Annotated in this window: 18 protein-coding genes and 1 tRNA gene; 12 read left to right on the top strand and 7 right to left on the bottom strand. The window is 63.1% G+C overall.

Features of this window, described 5'->3' with window-relative positions; translation table 11 throughout:
* Window positions 1-77: 77 nt before the first annotated feature.
* Window positions 78-1,211, bottom strand: a complete 1,134-nt coding sequence (locus XH80_RS35990) for a DUF2235 domain-containing protein (protein ID WP_271602698.1) — start codon at window positions 1,209-1,211, stop codon at window positions 78-80.
* Window positions 1,212-1,553: 342 nt separating this feature from the next.
* Between XH80_RS35990 and XH80_RS35985 the strand changes: the two genes are divergently transcribed.
* Genes XH80_RS35985 through XH80_RS35970 form a run of 4 tightly spaced genes read left to right on the top strand, consistent with a single transcriptional unit; the run spans window position 1,554 to window position 5,904 of the window.
* The gene (locus tag XH80_RS35985; protein ID WP_271602697.1) at window positions 1,554-2,612 is read left to right on the top strand and encodes a ComEC/Rec2 family competence protein; all 1,059 of its coding nucleotides are present in this window, start codon (window positions 1,554-1,556) and stop codon (window positions 2,610-2,612) included.
* A 2-nt stretch (window positions 2,613-2,614) separates the two neighbouring features.
* The gene (locus tag XH80_RS35980) at window positions 2,615-3,232 is read left to right on the top strand and encodes a hypothetical protein (RefSeq protein ID WP_271602696.1); all 618 of its coding nucleotides are present in this window, start codon (window positions 2,615-2,617) and stop codon (window positions 3,230-3,232) included.
* Window positions 3,233-3,242: 10 nt separating this feature from the next.
* Window positions 3,243-3,920, top strand: a complete 678-nt coding sequence (locus XH80_RS35975; protein WP_271602695.1) for an AbiU2 domain-containing protein — start codon at window positions 3,243-3,245, stop codon at window positions 3,918-3,920.
* A gap of 46 nt (window positions 3,921-3,966) precedes the next feature.
* A complete protein-coding gene (locus tag XH80_RS35970) occupies window positions 3,967-5,904 on the top strand; it encodes a hypothetical protein (RefSeq protein WP_271602694.1) in 1,938 nt (645 codons plus the stop codon).
* Between the two features lie 12 nt (window positions 5,905-5,916).
* On the opposite strand, the gene ku is transcribed toward XH80_RS35970, so the two are convergent.
* Window positions 5,917-6,843: a non-homologous end joining protein Ku gene (gene ku, locus XH80_RS35965; RefSeq protein ID WP_271602693.1), complete on the bottom strand. Its 927-nt coding sequence runs from the start codon at window positions 6,841-6,843 to the stop codon at window positions 5,917-5,919.
* A gap of 138 nt (window positions 6,844-6,981) precedes the next feature.
* On the opposite strand from ku, the gene XH80_RS35960 reads away from it, so the two are divergent.
* The 3 genes from XH80_RS35960 to XH80_RS35950 are packed head-to-tail and all read left to right on the top strand — an operon-like array spanning window position 6,982 to window position 8,535.
* Window positions 6,982-7,377 carry a hypothetical protein gene (locus XH80_RS35960; protein ID WP_271602794.1) on the top strand — a complete coding sequence of 132 codons (396 nt, stop codon included), beginning with the start codon at window positions 6,982-6,984 and terminating at the stop codon, window positions 7,375-7,377.
* Window positions 7,378-7,402: 25 nt separating this feature from the next.
* Window positions 7,403-7,852, top strand: coding sequence for a hypothetical protein (locus XH80_RS35955; protein WP_271602692.1), 450 nt, complete (start codon window positions 7,403-7,405; stop codon window positions 7,850-7,852).
* 2 nt (window positions 7,853-7,854) lie between these two features.
* Window positions 7,855-8,535, top strand: a complete 681-nt coding sequence (locus tag XH80_RS35950; RefSeq protein ID WP_271602691.1) for an SOS response-associated peptidase family protein — start codon at window positions 7,855-7,857, stop codon at window positions 8,533-8,535.
* A gap of 146 nt (window positions 8,536-8,681) precedes the next feature.
* On the opposite strand, the gene XH80_RS35945 is transcribed toward XH80_RS35950, so the two are convergent.
* Window positions 8,682-9,197, bottom strand: coding sequence for a hypothetical protein (locus XH80_RS35945; protein WP_271602690.1), 516 nt, complete (start codon window positions 9,195-9,197; stop codon window positions 8,682-8,684).
* Between XH80_RS35945 and XH80_RS35940 the strand changes: the two genes are divergently transcribed.
* Window positions 9,196-9,354 (top strand): hypothetical protein, encoded by a 159-nt coding sequence (locus XH80_RS35940; RefSeq protein ID WP_271602689.1) that lies wholly within the window; start codon window positions 9,196-9,198, stop codon window positions 9,352-9,354. The genes XH80_RS35945 and XH80_RS35940 overlap by 2 nt on opposite strands.
* Window positions 9,355-9,535: 181 nt before the next feature.
* Here the strand turns inward: XH80_RS35940 and XH80_RS35935 are convergent, their stop codons facing one another.
* The 3 genes from XH80_RS35935 to XH80_RS35925 all read right to left on the bottom strand — a co-directional run bounded on the left by XH80_RS35935 (window position 9,536) and on the right by XH80_RS35925 (window position 13,301).
* Complete coding sequence (locus XH80_RS35935; protein WP_271602688.1) at window positions 9,536-10,006, bottom strand: hypothetical protein; 471 nt, start codon at window positions 10,004-10,006, stop codon at window positions 9,536-9,538.
* 234 nt (window positions 10,007-10,240) lie between these two features.
* Window positions 10,241-12,595: a hypothetical protein gene (locus XH80_RS35930; RefSeq protein ID WP_271602687.1), complete on the bottom strand. Its 2,355-nt coding sequence runs from the start codon at window positions 12,593-12,595 to the stop codon at window positions 10,241-10,243.
* A 304-nt stretch (window positions 12,596-12,899) separates the two neighbouring features.
* Window positions 12,900-13,301, bottom strand: coding sequence for a hypothetical protein (locus tag XH80_RS35925; protein WP_271602686.1), 402 nt, complete (start codon window positions 13,299-13,301; stop codon window positions 12,900-12,902).
* Window positions 13,302-13,499: 198 nt separating this feature from the next.
* Here XH80_RS35925 and XH80_RS35920 point away from each other — a divergent pair, with 198 nt between their 5' ends.
* The 4 genes from XH80_RS35920 to XH80_RS35905 all read left to right on the top strand — a co-directional run bounded on the left by XH80_RS35920 (window position 13,500) and on the right by XH80_RS35905 (window position 16,062).
* Window positions 13,500-14,897: an AAA family ATPase gene (locus tag XH80_RS35920; protein ID WP_271602685.1), complete on the top strand. Its 1,398-nt coding sequence runs from the start codon at window positions 13,500-13,502 to the stop codon at window positions 14,895-14,897.
* Window positions 14,897-15,220, top strand: coding sequence for a hypothetical protein (locus XH80_RS35915; RefSeq protein ID WP_271602684.1), 324 nt, complete (start codon window positions 14,897-14,899; stop codon window positions 15,218-15,220). The genes XH80_RS35920 and XH80_RS35915 overlap by 1 nt, the downstream gene beginning before the upstream one ends.
* Window positions 15,221-15,472: 252 nt before the next feature.
* Window positions 15,473-15,712, top strand: a complete 240-nt coding sequence (locus XH80_RS35910) for a hypothetical protein (protein ID WP_271602683.1) — start codon at window positions 15,473-15,475, stop codon at window positions 15,710-15,712.
* Window positions 15,709-16,062, top strand: coding sequence for a hypothetical protein (locus XH80_RS35905; RefSeq protein ID WP_271602682.1), 354 nt, complete (start codon window positions 15,709-15,711; stop codon window positions 16,060-16,062). Before XH80_RS35910 ends, XH80_RS35905 begins: the two co-directional genes overlap by 4 nt.
* 1,013 nt (window positions 16,063-17,075) lie before the next feature.
* Here XH80_RS35905 and XH80_RS35900 read toward each other — a convergent pair.
* A tRNA-Lys gene (locus XH80_RS35900) sits at window positions 17,076-17,151 on the bottom strand.
* Window positions 17,152-17,159 lie beyond the last annotated feature (8 nt).

The raw sequence follows: 17,159 nt of genomic DNA, 5'->3' as shown, positions 1-17,159 counted from the left end.
GAGGAAGAGCGCGCGTTCCTCCTTCGCCATCCTGCGCAGCAGGTCCTTCGGGACGTCCATTCTCAAGATGTCGAGCGTCAAGGCGCGCTCACTTTCGGATCATCGGTACGGACCGCGCCGGCGATCCCGGCAGGATCGACGCCCTTCGCCTTCGCCCATAACAACAGGTTCTCCGGGCGATACGACCCATCGGCACGCCAGCGGTCGAAGACCGAGCCGTCGACGGTCTCGTTGATGCGCGAGGTCGTGGCCTGCGTTCCTTTGTCCGGCGGCAAACCGACGGGCCGGTAGAACGGTCGCGAGACGAAACGATAAAAGCCCCAAGCGAACTCGCGGTAGGAATCCGTGACGGGCGGCGCGACCTGCGAGACGTCGAGCGAGACTTCATTGCGGAAGACGAGCCCCAGACCGGCCGCCTTCTCCATCAGCCACTTCAGCGGTCGCTGCGCCAGGGCGTCGCTCGCGTAACCGCCGCCGACGTTGGCATGCGCGCCGACGAACCAGCGCTGCTCGACCTTGTCGATCTGCCGTACAGCGGCTCCTTCGTGCCCGACCCTATCCGTCCTGGTCCAGAATGTGGGCTCAAAATTCTTCCGGTGCTCGTCCAGCGCCAGCGCGTGGAAGGCGTACTCGTTGTCGAGCCTCAGATGCGTGTCGAGAAACCGATATTTGCGCACCTTGGCCGCCATGCTCCACACAGGAAGGCCGAGCGAACCGACGGTATCCCACACGCCGACGAACTTGACCTTGGTGGGTCGCGAATAGGCCGTCAGCCAGCGCTCCTCGAGCGAGGCACCGTCCGGCAGCGGCTTGCCCAGCAGCGACCTGATCGTCGGGGCATCGTAGATGCGATACCGCGCGTAGAGCTGCTCGATGGACAGCGGCGCGCCGAGCCCGAGGACACCGCACTTGCAGATCAGGCCCGACAGGCTGCGCGCCGTATACGCGCCGCGGCTGAAACCAAAGATGAAGATCTCGTCGCCGTCGTCGAAATTCTGGATCAGCCACGTGTAGGCTTCGATAATCTCGTCGTCGATACCCCACCCGGTGACGCCGCCTCGCGCCGATTCGCCGCGCCGGGTGCCGACCCCCTGTGAATAATAGACGCGCTGGTCGGCAGTTTCGGCCGTCAGCGATCTCAGACGCCAAACGTTTGTGTTGTTGTTCAGCGTGTTCCAGGTACCGTCCAAGAAGATCGCGAGGCGCTTCATGAGATCTCTCCGATAACGACCTACAAAATCGCGCTCGGCATGGCGTCATCGTGGCCTGTGCCGTCGAGCGCGTCGCCCAAAGTCGACTGTGGGCACCCCTGCGAATCAAGCCAGTCCGAAGTGATCTGGCAGACCAAGAGTCAACGAAAAAAAATTCGATTCCCGCAGGAAAGTACGCGCACCGAACCTTGCCGAACTGCCGCGTCACTACAACGTGTTCAACCGTCAGTTTCATTTATTCCTATAAGATTCGAGAAGATGCAATGGACCCGCGCATCACCTACTTCCCAGTCGGTACAGCGTAAGGGGGAAAATGCGCTCTAGATGTTGGGGGAGGCCAGAGTGGCCGACTACTACGAAATTGATTTCAGGCAGGTCCATACCGCCAAGAGCGGCGACGCGATCGGCATCCGCTACCAGATCGGCGATGGCTGGACCGTCCACCTAGTGGATGGCGGCTACACCAGCACCGCACCCGAGGTCGCGAATTTCATCCGCCAGAGCTACGGCACCAACCGGATCAACCACGTCGTCGTCACCCATCCCGACAAGGACCATGCCGAGGGGCTGGCGCCGATCCTTGAAAATTTCGATGTGGGCGCGCTTTGGATGCTGCGGCCGTGGGAATACGCGGGGATGCTGCTGCAGTATTTCCCGAAGTATCAGTCCGTCCAGGCGCTGGTGAAACGCTTGCAAGACGAATACCCGTACATCCATGAGCTGGAGAAAATCGCTCGGCGGCGAAACATCCAGATGTTCGAGCCGTTCCAGGGCGAGCGCATCGGCGCGTTCACCGTGCTTGCGCCGTCACCTGCGCGCTACCTGCAGCTCATCATCCAGTCCGAAAAAACGCCCCAAGCACCGGTCGGAATCCTCGCCGGCCTGATGCAAGCGGCTGCACCCTTGATCCGTTACGTCAAGGCGGGATGGGGCAGCGAGAAATTTTCGCCCGAGCCCACCAGCGTCGAGAACGAGATGAGCGTCATCCAGTGCGCAACCCTTTGCGGCGATCGGATCGCGCTGACCGGCGACGCCGGCCGCGATGGGTTGACCGAGGCCGCCGACTTCGCGGCGAAGATCGGCTTTGCGCTCCCGGTGAACAAATTCCAGACCCCGCATCATGGCGGTCGGCACAATCTGTCGAGCGACGTGCTCGATCGCTGGGTCGGCCCTCGCCGTGTGCAGCCTGTGACCGAAGGGCAGGAGCTGTTCACCACCGTGATCTCGTCGGCCAAGGAAGATACGGCGCATCCCCGCAAAGCGGTTTTGCGCGCGCTGCGGCATCGCGGCGGCTTCATCATGACCACCGAAGATGCGCCCTGCATCATGCAGCGAAATAGTACGCGGACCTTCACCACGGTGAAGAATGTCCCGTACCCTGACGAACAAGAGGAAGACTGACGGTGAACAAGCCCACCTTCTACGAACAGGTCGGCATCATTATTCCCGGCTCCGTGTTGGTGTTCGGGCTGGTGCTGTTCTATCCGGATCTAAGAATTCTCACGACGAAAGACGCCTTCTCGGTCGGTGAACTGGGCCTGTTCGTCTTGATTGCCTATGCTGCCGGTCATCTGGTGGCAGCGATCGCAAACGCCCTGGAGAGCCTGTTCTGGGGCGCGCTCGGCGGCATGCCGTCGAATTGGGTAGTGCGCGATCCTCCGTCGTTGCTCTCGACTGAACAGGTCGAAAACCTGCGGGGCAAAGTCGGCACGCGGCTCAATATCACTATCGCCAAGATGGCCGGCTTCGATCGCAAGAAGTGGTGGCCGATCTCTCGTCAGATTTACGCCGATGTCGGCAAGAACGGGAAGACGGAACGCATCGATACCTTCAACGGCAACTACGGGCTCAATCGCGGACTTGCGTCGGCCTGTTTGGTCTTGACCGTCGTCGCGCTGGCGCACGCCTACTGGCTCATCGCGGCAGGCCTGTTCCTCGCCGCTTGCATCTATGGCTACCGCGCATACCGATTTGGGGTGCACTACGCACGCGAGCTGTATCTTCAGTTTCTCGTTCTCTAAGACAGACAAAATGACCGGTGCGGAAATCGAGCAGCGCAATATCGATCTGATGGGCGAAACTCTCGGGAAGCAGTACTCGGTGCTCTTCCGCGAGGTCGCCGCGCTGCACTTGTACTGGAATGAATTTCTCGAGCTGTTCGCCACCAACGACGAGCGGATTGTTCGACTGAACCAGGCTGCGCCGACGTTCTTTCAAATGCTGCAAGACCAGCAATTTGAGACGAACATGTCTCATCTCGCCCGATTGACTGATAGCTCTGCAACCGGGACAAAGCAGAACCTGACGGTCCGAAACTTGCCGGATTTGGTCAACGATCAGGGGCTAAAGGATGAGCTCCTCAGGCACGTCGACGACGTGGTGAGCAAGACTGAGTTCTGCCGAGATTGGCGAAACAGGCGCTTCGCCCACAACGATCTGCTTCTGGCGACGCAGGATCGGAGAGCAAAGCCGCTCCCGACCGCGACCAAGGAGAAAATCGCCGACGCGCTCAAAGCTCTGTCGGACATGATGAACGTCGTGGAGCGGTTCTATCATAAAGGTCTTTGCAGCTTTGGCGATGTCATCTCGCACAAAGGCGCGGGATCGTTGCTGTCTATCCTGGGATTCGGCATCAAGGCCCGCGACCAGATGCTGGATGAGTTGAAGCAAGGCAACTACACGATGGGTCAGTCACCGGACAGCATCTAGGTTTCGCATCATTTGCCCTATTTCCCCCGCATAGGATGGAGGTCCAGTGATCGCGGTCGGCGGCTCCTGTCCGGAATGCATCGAGAACCAGGCCGACGTCCGGGATCGAACCATGGCATCGGCCGCCCAACACCCCATATGGAGCACACCACCCCGCATCACCGCCAAGCTGCGCCCCCGTGGAGCTTTCGTGAAGACCCCCGGCCTCATACTTCCGAAAACCATCCAGCGACCGTCGTCGAAGATGACATCGAACGAGATCGGTGTCTTCGTGCCGCCCGAGGCCCTGCTCCCTGGGATCGAGGCCACCGAAGCTGCGATGCAGGAGTTGCTGCGGCCGCTCGGCCGCGACGCCGTGCTTGTGGCCTGTGCCAGGCTGAACACGGTGGTGAGCGGGACAGGCGTGCCTGACATCAAGGCGCGTCAAGAACGAGCGATCGGCATGATCTGCAGCGATGAAGATCTGCGCCGCATCAACGAATTCGCCCGGGGCCGCCCTCCCGGGGATCTTCCGATAGTATTCTTCCGCGGCCAGCTTCTCGAATTGATGCGCTGGGCCGTCCGCTGCTGCCCCGCGACCGCCGGCACCGAGTCCCTCGACGAGCCTGCGGCGAGGAGCCGGCTGCTGCAAGCCGCGCTGATCGCGAGCAAGTTCTGGGGCGACAGGGTGTTCGCCGGCCGGTTGTCCGCCACACTGCCGGTGGACGACGCCCGCGAGCAGGCTCTTGGCGCGTTTCGCCGCGGGCTTGAGGAATCGATGATCGCTCCGCATCTGGGCACCACGCTCGGACGCGGGTGGGCACTCTTTTCCCGGCATTTTCCGCAGCATTATCCCGGCTTCGCCGCCGAATTCCTCACTGCGACCGGCCTGACCGTCGAACAATATTTCACCTGCGTCACCGGGCTCGCCCTGTATCTGCCCTTCGATTCGCAGGGTGGGGCGCTCTTCAATGCGAGTACCGTTGCCGACGCGACCGCCTATCGAGAAAAGTTCGCAGCCTACATGGCATCGGAATCCCAGACTCCGGAAGAACTCGCGGTCACGCTCTGGGACCGTTTCGCCGAACGCGGTTACCGGGGCCTGCGCGAGCGACCGATTCTTCGCCTGGCCAACGGGCATGCCATCATTATCGACCCCGTCTTCTTCAGCGAGAAGATATCGGTCGGGCCCCTGTTCCATCTGCTTCCTCGCGGCAAGGCCAACGAGATCTTTGGCGCTTTCGGCATGGCCTTCGAGGACTATGCGAACGGCATTCTGCGGCGCATGTATCCGGACCGGCCCGGGCTGGCCTCGCGCCTTCAATGCGGCGTGACCGCGTGCGATCGCGACGGGCGCGACTTCGAGATCGATGCCGTGCTCGACTACATCCCGCAGACCGTAATCTTCGAGCAAAAGGCAGCCTGGCTGAAGGACGAGGTGGTGCTCGGCGACATCGACCTGTGGATCGAGCAGATACGTTCTCGCTACGGGATCGCCGCCGTCTCGGCGGACGGGAAGCAGGAGCGACCCAAGGGCGTCGCGCAACTGGCGCAAATCGTCCGTCGCATTCTCGACGGGAATTGCGGAGCGGCGCAGCCGCATTTCGACGGGGTCACCGTGATCCATCCGGTCTTGCTGGTCCACGATACGCGCCTGAACGCGCCGGCCTACGGCACCTTTCTCGATTCCGAGTTCCGTCGCCTGCTCGGGGCTGTCCCGCAGGGCAAGCGCGTGATGCCCTTGGCCATCATGACAATTGCCGATCTCGAGAACCTCGAATCGTCGGTGGTCGAATTCGGCATGCGGCAACTGCTCGCGGACTACGCGGACGCCCACCCAGAAGGACTCGTCTCGCTGCACAACTTCATGGCCAATGACGAGCGGTATGCGGAAAGGATCAAGCCAAGCGCGCAACTCATGGCCGACTCGGAGCGCCTGATCCGGCTCGCGCAGCGCGAGTTGTTTCCCAACTCTCCGGACCTGGAGACGGACGGGGCAAGCTGAGGACTCCGACGGTCAGGCCGTCTTGCGGTGCGGTCTCGCTGCCGGCTTTTTAGCGGCTGCTTCCTTCGTCTGCTTCTTGCCTTGGATCGGCATCAACATCTCTTTCTGGCCCGCCGTCACCTTGCGCGGCTTCTTGGCGGGCTTTACTGACTTCGCCGGCGCAGCCTCCCGACCGACGCTCTGCCGCAGCGCCTCCATCAGATCGACTACGTTTTCGCCTTTGGGCCGCTCCTTCGAGCGGATGGTCTTGCCTGCGCGCTTCTGGTTGATCAGGTCGACCAGCGCGGACTCATAGTGGTCCTCAAATTTCTCGGGGTCGAACGTGCCCGCCTTCTGGTTGACGATGTGCCTTGCGAGGTCGAGCATGTCCTTGGTGACTTTGACGTCCTGGATCTCATCGAAATACTCCTGCTCGCTGCGAACTTCATACGGATAGCGCAGCAGCGTGCCGACCAGGCCTTTGTCCATCGGCTCGAGCGAAATGATGTGCTCGCGGTTGGTCAGCACCACGCGGCCGATCGCGACCTTTTCCATCTCGCGGATGGTCTCGCGGATTACGGCGAAGGCGTCGTGACCGACCTTGCCGTCGGGACGCAGGTAGTACGGACGGATCAGATAGCGCGGGTCGATGTCTGCCTTGTCGACGAACTCGTCGATCTCGATGGTCCGCGTCGACTCCAGCGCCAGCTCCTCCAGCTCCTCCTTGGTGACCTCGATGTACTGTCCTTTATCGAGTTCGTAACCCTTGACGATGTCTTCGTTCGGCACCTCGTCACCCGTGTCGGCATCGACCTTCAGGTACTTGATCCGGTGACCGGTCGCCCGATTGAGTTGGTTGAAGGAGATCTTCTCGCTCTCCGACGTCGCCGGATAGAGAGCGACGGGACAGGTGACCAGCGAGAGGCGGAGAAAGCCCTTCCAGTTGGCGCGCGGGGCCATGATACGCAGAACTCCAGTTCGGGCGGCTCGGATTCAAGACGAACGGCAGGGCCTGGTTCCGACAGCCCGCATGACCCCGGCGGGATATTTTTCTCGCCTCCCATCGACAGCAATGTTCTTGTTATGTTCTATATGCGGATGAGTAATCGACCCGCGAGCTGGCGCATGCCCACACCCAAGCAGATGGACAAGATGGCCTCTCTCGTCGGCAAAAACATGCCGCGGAAGCCCGGATTGGCTCCCGACGCCGATCTGCCCGCGGAATACTGGCAGGCGCTGCTGGACGACCCTCGCGCCGAAGCGCGACCAGCCCCCTCCGGAGCGGCGCTGCGGCTGAGCCAAATTCCTCAACATATTCTGAGGGTGGGGTGCCGCCGCTGCGCCAGGGTGGTCGAGATCCAGACGGTGGACGCCGTGCGTCTCTATGGTCGGGAAGCGCTCTGGAAGGATGTCGCGCGCCGGCTCTTGGACAATACCTGCACCGAGCGGACAGGGCGACATGAGGAGGACGGCTGCTGGCCTGCCTTCGAGTAGTCGCCGGCGCGGCCGGGATGCTGCCATGGCACCGAAACACCACCCGACTCCTCTCAGTGGCGGCGATCGCAAGGCGCTTGCCAAGGAGCTCGGCCGCTCGCGCGCGATGACGACGATTCTCGCGGGGCAGGCCGCCGAAGCCCGTGCCAAAGGCGAGGCCCTTATCCGTCAGGCCGACAAGCTGCTCTGCGAATCGTTCAACGAACGTTTGTGGTCGGACGGCGGCCCGATCGACCCCTCGCCGACGGTCGACCAAGCCATAAACGGGGGCTTCGCCTCGCTCGAGATCGAATGCTCGCGCTGCAAGACCCGACGGGACGTCGATTTGGCGGCGCTGCGCCATCCGCCGACCACGTTCGTGCACGAACTGGCCGGCCGGCTCCGCTGCAGCAAATGTGCTAAGGCCGGGCGGCGACCGTCCGCCACGCTTCTGCAACTGATGTCGCGTCCCCGCCAGGCTGCTCCGGAGACTTGACCGTGTGCAATCTCTACTCGATGACGAAGAACGTCGACGCGATCCGTCGCTTGTTCGGGGCACTAAACAGCCGCGTCGGAAACCTGCCGTCGCTGCCGGGCATCTTTCCGGACTACCCGGCGCCGATCGTACGCAACGGGGCCGACGGGCGCGAGCTTGTCACGGCACGTTGGGGCATGCCGTCCTCGGCGAAGGCACTCATGGATGCGACGAAGAAGCGCGCAGAGAAGCTCGAGGCCAAGGGCAAGGCAGTGGATTTCAAGGAGCTGCTGCGGTTGGAGCCCGACAGCGGCACGACCAACATCCGCAACACCAGCAGCGGCCATTGGAAGCGTTGGCTCGGACCGGACAATCGCTGTCTGGTGCCGTTCACAAGCTTTAGCGAATACGACACCATCGACGGCAAGAAGGTTCCCGTGTGGTTCGCTCCCGACGAGAGCCGTCCGCTGCTCGCGTTCGGCGGCGTCTGGACGAACTGGACTTCGGTGCGCAAGGCAAAGGAGGGCGAGGTCACGGCCGACGTCTTCGGCTTTCTGACCTGCGAGCCGAACGTCGAGGACACTTCATGCAGCGACTTCAGCGGGCTCGTCGAGAGCCTTCGCAGAGTCGAGGGAGGCCCTCATGATCGCTGGCTGCAAAGAGCTCAGGATGGGCCTTCTCGTCGGCGTAAAGCACGATCCTGAGCGCACGGAGGAGCCGACCCGGCAGAGGCCTCGCCGGCATGGTTAAATTCGCTTCTGAGGCGCCAAAGCGCGGACCAGGCGCTGTCCAAGCTTTTCCACAACTATCAGCGATGGCCGAGCTCGGACTCCATCGCATCCACCCTCGGCTAGAGAACGTAATCCATATCCAGCCATAGCGTATCCGCGCGGAATAGCGTCGGCATTGTCACTGCTCCCCATGCAGCAGGTGGCTGTCCGCCGGTCGCCGGACCAGATGGGTTTGGGCTCGATCTCTCCGCTCTCACCCCGGATCTCCCTGCGAAACTTGTGCGCCAGCAGGTGCATGTGCCGGCGCGCTCGCCGTCGGTGAGGCCGGCGCTGACGATATCCATGTTCTCTCCTCCGTCAGGTAAGCCCGCGGCGCGGTTGCCGGATTGCGTGAATTGGCCGAGAAAGTTGTCGAATCCTTCCCGGCTGAAATTGCCGTCGGCGATGACGATCTCCGCGGCGCGCTCGGTGAACAGCGCCGGGTCGAGGCCGGTCTCGCCGTTCATCCTGGCTTCGATGACCGCTGAGAGGCAGGCGTTGGCGACGACGTACGCCGGAGGCTCTCGCTCCCCCGCGAGGCGGGCCCGGTACGCCGCTATCCTGTCCTTGCCTGTGCGCTTGCGCGTGCTGTCCATGCGCATTTTCACCGGTGACGGCGTCATCAAACGATCCAGTCGATCATGCGCGGAAATGGAAGAAGCCCTCGCGGGCGTCTTCCTGGCGGAAGGACGCGAGGGCTTCATGTGCGGCCAGAGTGGAAGCTCGACCGGCAAGCAGTACGATCGTGCTTGACTCGGAAAGGGTCAACAGGCGAGGAAAAAAAGGCCCGGAGGCCATCGCCAGCGGGGCTTCGAGTCTTGTCAACCCAAACAGCTCGGGGGTTGGCCTGAGCTGCCTTGAATCTTCACAAGACTGACGATCGTCCTGATCCGACTACGGTCAAATCCTATAGTTTGTTGACGAAGCTCCGCGATCAGAACGGCAGCCTGCGCCCCTCGTCCCAAATCGGCGGGCAGGACTCGTCGGCTTCGCCAGCTCGATCGCCTGGGTCGACCATGCGGGTCCGCAGCCGGCGCATCGTCTTCCGTACCTCTTTCGGATCGAATCCCCTGGCTTCCAGATCGCTGAGCGCCCTTCGGATCAGGTCGTAGTCGAAGCTGGTAAATGTATCGCTCCACGACGTGGTCGCCAGCGCCACCGCAAGCGCCATGCCAACATCGTTGGCCGTCGGAGCCCGGCGCCTGTCCATCTCGCTGCGCCAGCGCGCTGTCCGCAGACGCTGCTGCGCGCGGCGGACCTCGACGGGCTGACGTCGACGACGCGGTTTCACGAATACGGAGTCCGGCCTGTCGGGGTCGCGCTGAAAATACGTGCCCCGGGCCTCATCCATCTCCTGGATCAGGTCCACGTCCTCCGGAGTCAGCTTGCGTCTGATCGTTGCCATCGTTGCCTCCTCGTCCCGGCCGGGTCGACCGATCGGCTGCGCCAGGGTTATCCGGGGCTGCGCAGCAAGGGTCAACCGACGAGGGAAGGCCGGAGCCTTCTCGGTCGGCGCACGGAAGGCTCTGCCAGCATGGGCCCGGAGGTGTTCGACGATCTGGATGAGAGATGAAGGCGCTGAGCCGGAGGCCCGGAGGCTGTGCCACGGACGACCGGACGCCGGGATCAATGCCGACGCTTAAGACCAGAATGCGGAGCCGACCGTCGACGACGGCATGGTCGGCACGTCTTCATCACGCCGCCTCCGAGACGCTTCGCGCCACGACTCCACTGCACGCCGCCAGGTTTCCAGGATTCGCCGGGCGTGTTGACCGGCCAGCATGGCTGGGTCGACGGGTCCGACCGGTCGACGGCGCACCAAAGGGAGGGTCGACATCGGGACGGAGGCGCCGGATTCGGAGGCCGGAAGGCAGGCCGGCTCGCTGTCGACGGTCTGGCTGCCCTGGGAAGCGGAATCTTCAACTTGGTCCGAATTACGTACTGCTTGATATCGTGAAGCTTGTGAGACAACGGCAACGACCTCGTCGAAGCGTCGGTAAGCCGTTGCACGCGATACGTTTCCCGACTTGACGAGAGCCTTCACGATCTCCGCCTTGGCGTCGCCGATCTCCTCGATCGTGAGACCGAGCGACAGCCGGCGCTGGATCTCCTCGGCAATGAGACCGCAGTTGATCAGCCTCTCGTTGGCGCGGGACACCTTGCCGGCTTCGGACCGGTGTGCGTTCCTGAGCGCCTCGCGCTCCTCCGCAGTTTCCCGCGTGAGTCCGCTGTCCGCGTCGCGACGCTGGTTGCGGTAAGTGTCCCGCCCATGGTCGCAGAACTGACCGGTCTCGGACGGGACCTGGCCGAGATCGACCACGAATCCGCGCTGAGCGGCCAGAACCTGGCGAACGACGCGTCCGTCGCCGTGCAGCTCGATCATCCGCTTGGTCACCTCGCCGTCGACGGGGTTGTACAACCAGTCGACGAATGCGCCATTAGAACGGAGCGCCGCGAGGAAGGCTGGATCCCGGCGGCGCTGTGCCGCCTTGATGACGAGCCTGCGGGCTGCGATGCCGTCATGCCAGAGCGCGTTCGAGAGCTCGGCCTCGACGTCGTTCTCGCGCTGAATCTTGATCTGCCGGGCGCGCCGCATCATGGCACGCTCGTCCGGCGTGATCGTCGGCAAGAAGCCCTTCCATTCAGACATCGTGCAGAAGGAATCGTCGTTGCAGGCGATGCTCCAGCCCGGCGCGAGCGCGTTCTTGACCTTGTCGCTGTTGTGGTGGCCCGGGTCGGCGCCGAGTTCGATGAGCTTGTTGACGATGCCGCGCTGGATCATCTGGTGCAGCGTCTTCTGCTTGTCGATATTCTTGGCGCCCTTGCGCGGGATGACGCGCGAACCCGGAGGCAGCAGCCAGATCAGGTGGGGGTTCTCCACGCCCTGCCCGTCCGACTCCCGGGCGCGGTAGACGATCAGGTTGGGCATAAACTCGGGCGGCAAGAACTTGCGGATCGCCTTCCAAAGCGCCTTGACGCTGCGCCACCAGCCGTCCAGGTCGACGACGAAGTGGCAGCGCCTGGCGCGCGCCAGCTCGATATAGGCCCTGTCTCTGATCTGCATCCGCGAGAGCACGCCTCCGATCGAGCTCTCGACCTTGCCCTTGTCTTCGCCGAAAATCAGATCCTTCGGCAGCGCGGAGTTGAACAGCGCGAGCGAGATGCAGATTGCGCTGCGGAACGCCACGGTCGGATTGCCGTGTTCGTCGACGAGCTCCTCGATGAAGCGCGCGGTCTGCCGGCCGGCGAAATCCCGGACGAACTCGGAATCATAGCGCTCCCGGCGACGGCTATTGTATCCGCGACTGTTCGTCGACCTGACTGCGGCGACCAGTGGGGGCGGAGCGAACATCTCCCAATTCGGAGGCGGCGCGGCGAACTGTTCGCGCGTCCGCGGCTGAAAGCCGGCCGCGATCAACTTCTTGCATTCGCGCTGGTACCGCGTCTCGACGCGGTCGTTCTTCCACGCCTCCAACGACGGGACTGGCTTTCCCGCCTTGTGCAGGCGCTCGCAGGCCCGCCGGTACATGGCGTCGAGCTTTTCAGACTTCTTCCGGCGGTGGTCTTCGACCACCTCACGGTCCGCCTTGGCGCGCGCCTTGGATGCCTCGGCCTGGGCGACGCCATGTGCCTGCAGGTCGCCGGCCCACTTCTGCCAGCCGATCTCGGTCTCTGCGGTAATCCTGGTGGTCGTGGCCACCGGTCCCCCGATGCGATGCGGCACGCCTCCGCGCATCAAAGTGATCGTCGGCACGTGGACGAACGGTTCCGCGGGCTTCTCAAATCGTGGCGTGGACTCGGGACGAGTTTCGACTACGTCCCCGACGCGCCAGTCGCGCGCGCGCACGTAGTCGCCGCCATCGTATGACTGGCGCGCGAGTCCTTGATCGGCCCTCGCGTCCAGCATGACTTGAATGCGCTCGAACGCAGTCATGCCGCCGGCGGTCGCCAGGGCGTGCGTCAAGGATTCGGAATCGGTCGGGGCGATGCTCATGCTGGTCTCGGTCGATCCAGCAGACAGCATCCAGCTGACGCCCGCAACATGCAAGCGAATCCTTGCGAGCGGCCGCCGAATTCGTTGGACGGCGGTGGATAGGATGGCACCAGCACCGGCGCTTGGCTCGCGGCCGCGCCGACGACGTTTCTAGATTCGTAATATCGACGTTTCTAGAATCGTAATGTCGCTTGCCACGGGCGCAGGCCGATATGATGGCAAGGAACCGAGACCGCGTTCGTTGATATCGCTAACGGATTTCCGCGGCGAATTCGAGTCTTTGAACATCAGGGAGTCGAATTGTTCAGGCCTCGTCTTCCTGTCCGAACCAGTGATCTTGCGGCTCGGAGACCCACTTCTCCGGCGCCGACTGGCCGAACAGCAGCGCGTAGAGGCGATTGAAATCAGCCCACTTTGCGCCGAATTTCATCGAATTCGCGTTCATCTGCTCAAGCGGCGACGGGGCGTTTTCCACAAGCTTTCCCTTGGAATCGACTTTCGGGTTGCGGGGATCGGCCTGCACCCAAGCGATGAGCAGCCCCTCGACGTAGGCCGATCTTGACATGTTCCGCTCGTCTGCGCGCTTCTGCAGGATCCTGATCAGGTCCGAATGCACCCTCAGCGTCAACCGTTCGTGCTTGATGTCCTCCTCGGCGACCTTCGGCCCCGGTTTTGCGCGCGTCCTGTTTTTCGAATCCTTAACCATGGCGACCATGAGTCCTTGATTTTTTGCGCATCTTGTTCGACAAATTACACCAATGATGGCAACTCGGCACCCGATGGATAACACGTCTCAAAAGGATTCGTCGAGGCCGCCCGGCCCCCATTTCCGAGCGTGGTTGCTGGAGCGTATCGCCGAGGACCGCGCCGAGACGGCGCCGCCGCCGGCAGAGGAGGACGACCGATGACGAAGCCAGATCACCCTGCCCTCGTCGCCTTGATGTCCGCGCGCTGGGACGATGCGTTCGGATATCTGCACCACGTCTCCGAAAAGACGCTCGGCCAGGACCGGGCCCAGCGGCTGCTCGACGTGTGCGGCGACCGCCGCCTGGTTCAAGCCGAGATCCATGACACCGTCGATGCCCTCTACGCGGTCGGCACCCGCGATGCGGGGCAACTGGCGCTGGCATGGGGAATGCTGACGTGCAATCCGCGGATCCCGGCGACGCTCCACCGCGTGCTGCCGCAGCTCCAGCATGCGCTCGATGCCGCCGATCTCGATGCAGATCTGGACGTCGACGTGCGCGAGCGCCTCAGGATCTGGTGGGCCGCTGGCGCCGGCGACTACGTTAAAGTGACGCGCTCGATGTTCGCCGTGGCCATCGCCGTGCTCGCGGGAGAGATCGAGAAGGAGTCCGCGCTGGAGCCGGCGCATGCGTTCGAGGCTGACGTGGAGAAGTGGCTCAGGACGACGTACCCGGGCGGCCCGACGCTGACGGTGATGACGGCGGCGAAGGCGACGAAGCTGAACGCCGGCAACAAGCAATTCAATGCAATCCTGGATAAAGCCCTGCCGCTGGTATGTGCGCGCAACCTGGCGGAAGCGCAGAAGCGCTTGGGATATGAGTTTCCTCACGCCGCTGCGGCGCTGACCGCGCTGTTCCGCGACCTGCGCGAAGGCGAGCCAATCAAGTTGCGCAACACGATCCTATTGGGCCCACCAGGCTGCGGGAAGTCTAGGCTCGTTCGCAAATGGGCGCAGGCCGTGTCGGGAGGACAGCAACATGTTCACCGCGTGGATGCCGCGGCGTCAGGAAACGATTCACATTTCGGGGGGGTGTCAAAATCTTGGTCATCCACGGAGGCGAGTGTGCCCGCGCGCGCGGTGCTGGCTTCGATGACGGCCAATCCGATGATCATGATCGACGAGCTCGACAAGGGTTCGCCGCGCGGCGGATTGAACGGCACTTTATGGGAAAGCCTTGCTGGCATGACGGACAGGGAGACCGCGTCACGTGTGCGCGATCCCTCGCTCGATGCCGAGCTTAACCTAGGCGCCGTGAATTTCCTCTGCACGGCTAACGAGGTCTCGCACCTGCCGGATTACCTCAAGGATCGCTTCCGCATCGTTCGCGTGCCGGCGCCGCGCCTGGTCGACCTGCCGCTGCTGGCCGCCTCGATCGTCGACGCCATGCTGCTCGAGGAAGGCGACGAATGGGCCGGCAGCGTGGCGCCGTTCGCCCCCGACGAGCTGCGGGTCATGGGCAAGGCATGGGCCGCCGGCGGGTTCTCGATGAGGAAGCTGCAAAAGATCGTCGCCGCGACGCTCGAGGCGCGCGACGCCTGTTCCATGAGGCACTGATGTCGAACACCGGATGGAAAGAAGACCTGGCCCGCGATCTCGAATCCTACGCCATCGGCGAGGAGCCGTCGGCGTTCGAGCAGCTCCGCGCGCCGACGATCGAGAACTGGACGACCGAGGTGCGGCGGGTCGGCAAGGAGTTCAAGCTCGTCGTCAAGGGCCAGGCGCGCAAGCATCCGGACTACGACGACGGTGAGGACATCTGCACGGCCGCCGCGTTCTGGTTCGATCGGAAAGAGCGCTTCGTCCGGACCGCGCATCGGCTCTACATGCTCGGCGAGCAGCGCGGCGACGAGATCCCGATCGACGGGATCGGCGCATGATGGTCGCCGCCCTGCTCGGATGTGCCGCCATGGCGCTGCTCGCGGTCGTCGCCGGCGTGCTTGCGGAGATGCCATGGCGGCGTCGCCTGGCGGACGCGGGCCGTTCGGATCGCCGATCTGACGGCCGACGAGCGGGCGCTGTTGCTTGGCATGCTCGTCAAGCACCACCGCGAGAGGATGGACTGATACAGATGACGATTGTTCGCAGAGACGGTGAGACCGACGAGGACTACATCGCTCGTAGCCGAAACCATGCCTTCCAAGCCGGGCATCGAGATCATCGTGGCATTCGACCCGGGCCCGGATGATCCGATCCTCGCCAACATCAGACTGGCGCCGGACGGCACGGTCCGCGCTTGGCAGGTCGTTGGCGATGGCGGCGAGATCGAGTTCAAGGCCACGCCGATTCCGGACTGGGAGGCGCTCGGCATGTTCGCGACGGTCGAGCTGCTCGCCAAGATGTGCTGCGTCGTTCAGGGAGGCTCCGCGTGAGCGAAGATTATCTCTCGCTGAAATGGGGCTCGCTGAAGTCGCTCCGCATGCGGACCCAGGCCGTCGAAGAGGCGTTCCGTTGCTACGACGAGACCGGGACGCACCACGGCAGCGCGATCCTGCATAAAGACAGCTCCGAGCAGAAGTCGGCGCTGTGCGACCTGATCGACGCCGTCGCGGCGGCCGGCGGCCAGATCCAAGACGAGTGGACCTGGAAGTTCATGACGGCGGACGAGGCGAAGCACTACGTGCTCGGCGACAAGGCTCGCGCGCAATCGCTCGCAGGGGAGGTCATCGCTCGGAACGTGATGCGATCACTCCTGAAGAAGGGCTCCGAGGAAGACGAATGAGCGCGCATTCAGTGAAAGTTGTTCACTCAGAAGTCGTGAACGGTCAATTGGTTATCGTCGTGCAAAGGCGAGGCATGATGAGGAACACTCTCGCGCAGATCGAGCGCGCGGTGTCGGAGGCGCTCGGCGGCGCACGCGTCGCCGTCCTAACCGAGCGCCAGTGGTCGGCGCCGTAGGGTACCGACGACGGCTTAGCTTCCCATTCGTTGCAGGGTTTCCGAAGAAGGAATTGGGACATCGCGCCCTCCCAAAGAAGGATTTGGGACCGAAAAGAAGGATTCGGGACGCCCGCGCTGTCGCTGAGGGGCGACTTTTCCCGGACCGCTCGCCAAACATTGTCAAAAAGTCGCCGCTTGGCAACATCACTTGCAGTCCTCCGTCTCCCGCAGAACCGCCGCCCACCAAGCCTCCTCGTCGTCGTCGGAAACGCGGCGCCGCTGCGCCTCCGCGATCCGGCGCGCCGTCTCCTCGATGCGCGCCTGCTTCGGCGTCGGAAAGCGCCAGTCCGCGGCCCGTCGAGGTCGCGGCCGCGCAGGCGCTCGAGGCGTGCGGCGGCGACATGCTCGCGGCCATCAAGGCGCTGATCGTGGGCCAACAGCATGCTCGAGCAGGAGCTGGCGGACGTCTACGCGAAGGCCTCGCATGCCTTCCTGCGCGGCCGGCGGCTGCCGAAGCGCAAGGTGTAGAACGGATCGTGAAATGGCGGCAGCGACCTCAATGAAATCAATGGTCCAAATGTCTGTTTCCTATTACGGCGCGTCCGGCCGGTGCCGAGGCGCACGTGATTTTCGCATGAAGAATTGGGCCCCGACATCATGCGAAAATCACAAGGACTCTTGGCTGGTGTAGAAATCGGTATCGAGTTGGAGAAATCCGTATTCTCGGTGGTTGCGGTCTAAAATTCCGCACCGAGATCTTCGCGCACTTTTCCCCCTGGCTGCCCCCGGAGCCACGGAGCGTGTCATCGCGAAGGATCGCCAAGCGGTTTAGTTCAATGATGTGAAGGAGATGCTTGGTGGGCGCACCAGGGCTCGAACCTGGGACCCGCTGATTAAGAGTCAGCTGCTCTACCAACTGAGCTATGCGCCCGAAAGGCG

The sequence above is a fragment of the Bradyrhizobium sp. CCBAU 45384 genome (assembly GCF_028128665.1).
Lineage (GTDB): Bacteria > Pseudomonadota > Alphaproteobacteria > Rhizobiales > Xanthobacteraceae > Bradyrhizobium > Bradyrhizobium manausense.
Note: the sequence above shows the minus strand (reverse complement) of the source record. Positions and strands in the feature narration are given on the sequence as shown.